The 6849-nt window shown below is 74.5% G+C and carries 3 protein-coding genes and 1 pseudogene; all 4 read right to left on the bottom strand.

Annotated elements, in window-relative coordinates:
* Positions 1-203: 203 nt before the first annotated feature.
* Positions 204-1178, bottom strand: a pseudogene (locus ABZW32_RS38330) (ABC transporter permease); the annotation flags it as partial.
* Between the two features lie 41 nt (positions 1179-1219).
* Positions 1220-2758: a sugar ABC transporter ATP-binding protein gene (locus ABZW32_RS38335; protein ID WP_356225336.1), complete on the bottom strand. Its 1539-nt coding sequence runs from the start codon at positions 2756-2758 to the stop codon at positions 1220-1222.
* Between the two features lie 135 nt (positions 2759-2893).
* A complete protein-coding gene (locus ABZW32_RS38340) occupies positions 2894-5662 on the bottom strand; it encodes a SpoIIE family protein phosphatase (protein WP_356225338.1) in 2769 nt (922 codons plus the stop codon).
* Positions 5663-5791: 129 nt separating this feature from the next.
* Positions 5792-6727 (bottom strand): cyclase family protein, encoded by a 936-nt coding sequence (locus tag ABZW32_RS38345; RefSeq protein WP_356225340.1) that lies wholly within the window; start codon positions 6725-6727, stop codon positions 5792-5794.
* Positions 6728-6849 lie beyond the last annotated feature (122 nt).

The following is a 6849-nucleotide window of genomic DNA, read 5'->3' on the forward strand; positions in this document are numbered from 1 at the left end:
GCCCTGGACCGGCTGCGGACGGAACGCGGCTGGGAGGACGGCCCGCCGCCCGACGACGGGCCGCCCGCGCAGCCGGCGAGGAGGGTGAGGGCCGCGCTCAGCAGGGCCGCGGCGGTGAGGGTGGCCTGGTGGTTGGCTTGCACGGTGCTCCTGACACGGGTGCGCGTACGACGGGTCGCGGGGTGCCGCGACGGGTTCTGGCTCTACGGGTGACGGGGCGCGCCGGCTCCGGTCCGCAGCCGGCGGCGCGCGGAGTAGCCGGCCAGGCCGACGGCGATGAGCAGGGTGGCGCCGTTGAACAGCGGGGTGGCCCAGAACTGGGCGCCGAGCTGGCCGATGCCGGCCAGGCCGATGGCGAGCACGGCGACGGCGACCACGGTCCCGAGGGCGTTGGCGCGGCCGGGCCTGATCGTGGTGGAGCCGAGCAGGGCGCCGACGAAGGCGGGCAGGAGGTAGTCCAGTCCGACGCTCGGGTTGCCGGTCTGCTGCTGCGCGGCGAGGAGCACTCCGGCGAAGCCGAAGAGCAGGCCCGATCCGGCGAAGGCGTAGACGGAGTAGCGGTGGGTGGGGATGCCGATGATGCCGGCGGCGCGCGGGTTGGAGCCGATCACGTACAGGTAGCGGCCCAGTGGCAGCCGTTCCAGCACCAGCCAGAGGGTGCCCGCGACGGCCAGGACGTAGTACGCGGGCAGCGGCAGGCCCAGGAAGCGGGAGTCGTAGATTCCGGTGAAGGTGGCGGGCAGTCCCTGCGGGCCGGGGACGATCCGGGCACCGTCGGTGATCCAGCCGGTGGCGGCGTACATCATGCTGCCGGTGCCGAGCGTGGCGATGAAGGAGTCGATCCGCCCGAATTCGACGATGACCCCGTTGAGGGCGCCGATGGCCGCGGCCCCGGCCATCACCACGAGGCAGGCGAGCGGCCAGGGCCAGGCGTCGCTCACGATCAGGTCCAGCACCATGACGTGCGCCAGGCCGAGACCGTAGCCGATCGACAGGTCGAACTTCCCGGCGGCGATGGGGATGGTCGCGCCGAGCGCGAGGACGGCGGGGATCGACTGGTTGGAGAGGATCGAGGAGACGGTGTCCCGGGTGGGGAAGGTGGCGGGCAGGGCGAGGGAGAAGGCGAGGAACAGCAGGGCCGCGAGGGCGGGCAGGCCGTACGCCCCGACGTGGTGCCCGCGCAGGCGGTCGAGAAGGGGCCGGGACGAGGGGGAGGGGGTCATCGGGCCGTCCCGGGGCCGGTGACGGGGGGCATGGCCGAGGCGGTGCGGGTGAGTTCGGCGACGGTGAGGTCCGGGCCGGTCAGCTCGGCGCCCAGGGTCCCGCGGACGAACACCAGAGCGCGGTGGCACACGCCCGCGACCTCCTCGAAATCGGTGGAGACGAGCAGGACCGCGAGACCGGAGGCCAGCGCGTCGTCGAGCAGCCGGTGGACCGTGGCCTTGGCCCCGACGTCCACGCTGGCGGTGGGCTCTTCGAGGACGAGCAGCCGCAGCCTCCCCCTGAGCCACCGGCCGACCATGACCTTCTGCTGGTTCCCGCCCGACAGGGTGGCGATGGGCACCTCGCTGTCGCGCGGGTGCACCGAGAACCGCTCGATCAGGGCCGCGGCCTCGGCACGCTCCCGCCTCGGGCTCGTCCAGCGCCATGCCGGGACCCCGGCGGACCGGGGGTTGGCCAGGAAGTTCTCCCGTACCGTCAGCGCGGCGGCGCAGCCCTCCCCCTGACGGTCGCCCGCGACGAGGGCGACCCCGCGGGCGAGGGCGGCGCGGACCGTACCGGGACGGTACGGGCGGCCGTCCAGCAGGATCCGCCCGCCGAGCAGCGGCCGGGCGCCGACCAGGGCCCGGCCCAGGTCGGTGTGGCCGGCGCCGGTCAGGCCCACCATGCCGAGGACCTCGCCGGCCCGCAGCTCCAGGCTGACCTCCCGCGCGGCCGTCGTCGTCACCCGGTCCAGGCGCAGCAGGGGCGGGCCCGCCGCCGGGACGGCGACGGGCCTGTGGCCGGCCTGCTCGCGGCCGACGATGACGCGCACGAGCCGGGCGGGGCTGTGCCCGGCGAGCGGGCCCCGGTCGACGATGCGGCCGTCGCGCAGGACGGCGAAGGTGTCGGCGACCCGGTACACCTCGTCCAGCCGGTGGCTGACGTAGAGGATGCCGTGCCCCCGGTCGCGCAGGGCGTGCAGGACGTCGAAGAGCCGTGCGCAGTCCGCGGCGGGGAGGGTGGCGGTCGGCTCGTCGAGGACGATCAGCTCCGCGCGGGTGGCGAGGGCGCGGGCGATGGCGACGAGGGAGCGTTCGGCGGGGGCGAGGGCGCGGACCGGGGTGTCGGCGTCCAGGTGCCCGGCGACCAGGTGCAGGGCCCGGGCGCAGCCCTCCCGGGTGCGCCGCCAGGAGATGAGTCCCCCGCGGCGCGGGTAGCCGGTGCCCAGGGCGATGTTCTCGGCCACGGTCATCCACTCGACGAGGCCGAGGTCCTGGTGGATGAAGGACATGTTCCGGGTCGCGGCGTGGGTGCCGAGCGGGTGCCCCGCCACCGTCACCTCGCCCTCGTCGGCGTGGTGGACCCCCGCGAGCACCTTGATGAGGGTGGACTTGCCGGCGCCGTTGGGGCCGAGCAGGGCGAGGACGGCGCCCCGGTGGATGTCGAGGTCGACGGAGTCGAGCGCGCGGGTGCCGCCGAACCGCTTGCCGAGCCCGCGGATACGGACGAGGGGCGGGGGCGGGCCGCCGGTCGGTGTGTCGGGAGCGTCATGCACAGACTTCTCCGGGGGTCGGCCTCCGAGGTGTTCCCGACTGCAGGGGAATTCTATGCCGATATCTAACGGTATCTACGGTATTTGCCCCCTCTTCATGCCGGGACACGGCTTCATGCCGGGACCCGGCGGGGCCGGTCACGCGGCGTCCAGGGCGCACTCGGCCCAGATCACCTTCCCGCCGGTGGTGTAGCGGGTCCCCCAGGCCTGCGCCAGCTGGGCGACGAGGAACAGGCCCCGGCCGCCCTCGTCGGTGGAGGCCGCGTGGCGCATGCGGGGAGCGGAGTTGCTCGCGTCGTGCACCTCACAGATCAGGGTCCGGTCGTGGATCAGGCGGACCCGGATGGGTGCGCTCCCGTAGCGGACGGCGTTCGTGACCAGCTCGCTGAGCAGCAGTTCCGCGGCGAAGGAGGATTCCTCCAGCCCCCACCGGTCCAGCTGCTCCATCGCGGCGGCGCGGACCTGGCCGACGAGGGCCGGATCGGGGTCCAGGTCCCAGGAGGCGATCCGGTCGGCGGGCAGGGCGTTGGTGCGGGCGACGAGCAGCGCGATGTCGTCGGCGGGGTGCTCGGGGGCCACGGCGTCCAGGACCGCCCGGCAGGTGTCCTCCGGGGCGCGGTCGGGGTGGGCCAGCGCGCCGCGCAGCTGGTCGAGGGCCGTGTCGACGTCGCGGTGGCGGTCCTCTATGAGCCCGTCGGTGTACAGGACCAGCTGGCTGTGGACGGGGAGGGTGATCTCCGCCGACTCGAAGGGCAGGCCGCCGAGGCCGAGCGGGGGACCGGCGGGCAGGTCCAGGAGCGAGACGCTGCCGTCGGGGAGTACGAGGGCCGGCGGGGGGTGGCCGGCGCGGGCGACGGTGCACTGCTGCGAGGTGGGGTCGTAGATCGCGTACAGGCAGGTGGCGCCGACGATGCCGGTGCTCCCGGCGCCGGGAGCGTCCCCGCCCTCCTCCCGGTCGAGCCGCACCATGAGGTTGTCCAGGTGCGTGAGGAGTTCGTCGGGGGCGAGTTCCAGTTCGGCGAAGTTGCGGGCGGCGGTGCGCAGCCGGCCCATGGTGGCGGCGGCGTGCAGTCCGTGGCCGACGACGTCGCCGACGAGGAGGGCGACGCGGGTGCCGGACAGGGGGATGACGTCGAACCAGTCGCCGCCCACCCCGGACTCGGAGGGCAGGTAGCGGTGGGCGACCTCGACGGCGCCCTGTTCCGGCAGGCCCCGGGGGAGCAGGCTGTGCTGCAGGGACAGGGCCAGGGTGTGCTCGCGCGTGTAGCGCCGGGCGTTGTCGATGCTGAGGGCGGCGCGGGCTGCGAGCTCCTTGGCCAGTGCCCGGTCGTCGTCGCCGTAGGGCGCGGGATCCTGCGAGCGGTAGAAGCAGACGATGCCCAGGAGGACGCCCCGGGCGAGCAGGGGGACGGTGATGAGGGAATGGATGTTGTGGGCGAGCAGCAGCTCGGCGTGCGCCGGGTCCTGGGCGATCCAGCCGAAGGCGGCCTTCAGGTCGGGCTCCAGCACCGGCTGCCCGGTGGTCATGCAGCGCATGTGGGGCGTGGTGGGGTGCAGGGTCACCTGCGCGCCGACCGGGTAGAACGGGCAGTCCTCGCGGATGCCGTGGACCACCGTGCGCCGCATTTCGGCGGTCGGGTTGGGGGACTCCTCGCCGCGCAGCACGGCCTCGGGCATGTCGATCGTGACGAAGTCGGCCAGGCGCGGGACCGCCGTCTCGGCCAGTTCCCGGGCGGTGCGGTCCACGTCCAGGGTGGTGCCGATGCGGTTGCCGGCCTCGGCCAGCAGTTCCAGCCGGCGCCGCGCCGCGACGGCGTACCGGCCCACCTCCGGTTCGCCGACCAGGACCAGGCCCCGGACCATGCCCGGGGCGGGGTCCGCGCCGGGTGCGGCGGCGGGCGCGGGGGAGCGGCCGGCGGCCTCCGCGCGGGCGGGGACGAGTCCGGCGGCGTCCGCGTGGGGCGGGGCGGGGGCGTGGCGTTCCGTGTCCTCGGGGATGAGCGCCTCGATGACGATCCCCTCCACGCCGGAGGAGCTCGTGACGGGACGGCTCACCAGGGTCACCGACCTGCCGTGGGACAGGGGTACCTCGGTGGCGGCCCGCCGGGCCGCGGACATCAGCTCCGTGGCCCGTTCCTTCAGGATCGACCGGTCGGACTGGTCCAGATCGCTCTGCAGCAGCTCGGCCATGGCGAGCGGGGAGCCGTCGTGGGGGTCCATGCCGTTGCGGGCGGCGCGGAACCCCGCCTCCAGGTAGGCGTGGAGCAGTCCGCGCTCCCGCGCCGAGCTCTGTTCCATCAGGCGCCGTTCGACGGCCTCGGCGGCCCTGCGCACCAGCGGGATGAGTGCCGGGTCGGCGTCGGTGTAGGGGTAGCCGAGGCACAGCACGCCCTCGATGTGCCCGCTGAGCTGGTCGCGTACGGGGATGGCGGTGCAGGCGCTCGACTGGGAGCGCTCGGCGAAGTGCTCGGCGCCGTAGACCTGGACGAGGCTCCGCTCGGCGAGGGTGAGGCCGATGCCGTTGGTCCCCGCGACCTGCTCGGCGAAGACGAAGCCGGGGACGGTCTGGATCGGCGCGAGGTGCCGGGGCAGCGATTTGTCCCCGAAGCGGCGCTCCAGTACGACACCGTGCCCGTCGGCGAGGCAGATGTTCATCCGGCTCCCCGTGAAGATCGACTGGAGCCGGTCGAGCACGGGAGCGGCGGCCCGGACGAGGGGGCCGTCGGAGTCGAAGTCCTGGGTGAACGGGAGGTCCGGCCGGTCCGGGGCCAGGCCCAGCAGCCGGCAGCGCTCCCAGGAGCTCAGGATCTCGCCCCGCACGTCTCCTTCGACCGATTCGACCGTCTCGCCGTGCAGAAAACGATCACGGGAACGCACGGGGCCGATGCGGTCTCCCACCACCCCCATCTGCACCACATCCCCTCGCCGGAACGTTCTCGATGGCCCGATTTGAGTATATTCCTCACATTTTAGGGCTGGCGTGGGTGGGGAGCGATCGGCGGGCCCCGGGTCTCGCGGGTCGTCTCACATGACGTCTCACAGGACCGCGACCGGGTTGACGGGCGAGCCCGTGCCGCCGGGAACGTTCAGCGGGGTCACCACGAGCAGGAACGCGTACCGGCCCGCCCCGGCGCACGCGCCGGAGAGCGCTTCGAGGTCGAGGTTGTCCAGAAGGGGCACGCCCATGGCGGTGATCGCCAGGGTGTGCACGGGCGAGTGCACGCCCTCGACCGGCGACGGCCGCACGTCGCTGTCCCCGTCGGCGCCGAGCAGGCAGACGCCCCGCTCGGCCAGCAGCGGCAGGGCGTCCACGTGCCAGCCGGCGCTCGCCGCACCACAGTCCCAGGGGCCGAGCTCCCGGCGCCGGCGGAAGCGGCCCGAGCGCAGCAGTACCGCGTCCCCGTCACCGAGCGTGACGCCGAGTGCCCGTTCCGCGGCGACCAGGTCCGGAGCGTGCACCGCCCGGCCGGGCTCCAGCCAGTCGACCCCGAGGACGGTGGGCAGGTCGAGGAGCACGCCGCGGGTCACCAGCGGCCCGAGCGCCTGCACCGAGCCGAAGCGGGCGCCCCCGGCGCCGACGGACGCCCGCGCGTCGCGGCCGTCGTACAGCTGCCCCCGGTAGGCGAGGTGGGACAGGGCGTCGAGGTGGGTCACGCTCTTGCCGTGGTAGTCCGCGGCCAGGAAGTCCTTGTACGCGGACGGTTCCGGGGCCTCCACGTCGCCGAGGTCGGACATGTGGTGCAGCGCGGGTCTGGTGTTGTCCGGTCCGGGGCGGGTGTCCCAGGGGCGCCCCATCGGGACGACCGTGCCGGACCGGACCAGTGCCGTGGCCCCGCGCACGTGCTCCGCGGTCACCCGGTTCCACGCGCCGCGGTCGGGCGCGGGCCAGCGGCCCCACGTACGGACGGCCTCGAAGAGCGCGTCGAACTCCCGCCGCGAGACGGCGGGCCCGTTGGCGGGGTTGCTGCTCATGAGTGCTCGGCGCTCCGGGGGTTCGGACGGTGCGTACGGGGTGTACGGGGTGTACGGGCGGAGGCGTGGGCGCGGGCCCACGGCCCGGTGCCTCCCCGTCCAGGATCCCCGCCCGGGGCGGC

Origin of the sequence: Streptomyces sp. NPDC004667 (genome assembly GCF_040609475.1) — a bacterium.
In the GTDB taxonomy this organism is placed as follows: Bacteria; Actinomycetota; Actinomycetes; order Streptomycetales; family Streptomycetaceae; genus Streptomyces.

Bases quoted from the DNA above. Each gene is read 5' to 3' on its own strand.
- ABZW32_RS38345 (WP_356225340.1), bottom strand. From the start codon at position 6,727: ATGAGCAGCAACCCCGCCAACGGGCCCGCCGTCTCGCGGCGGGAGTTC.
- ABZW32_RS38340 (WP_356225338.1), bottom strand. From the start codon at position 5,662: ATGGGGGTGGTGGGAGACCGCATCGGCCCCGTGCGTTCCCGTGATCGT.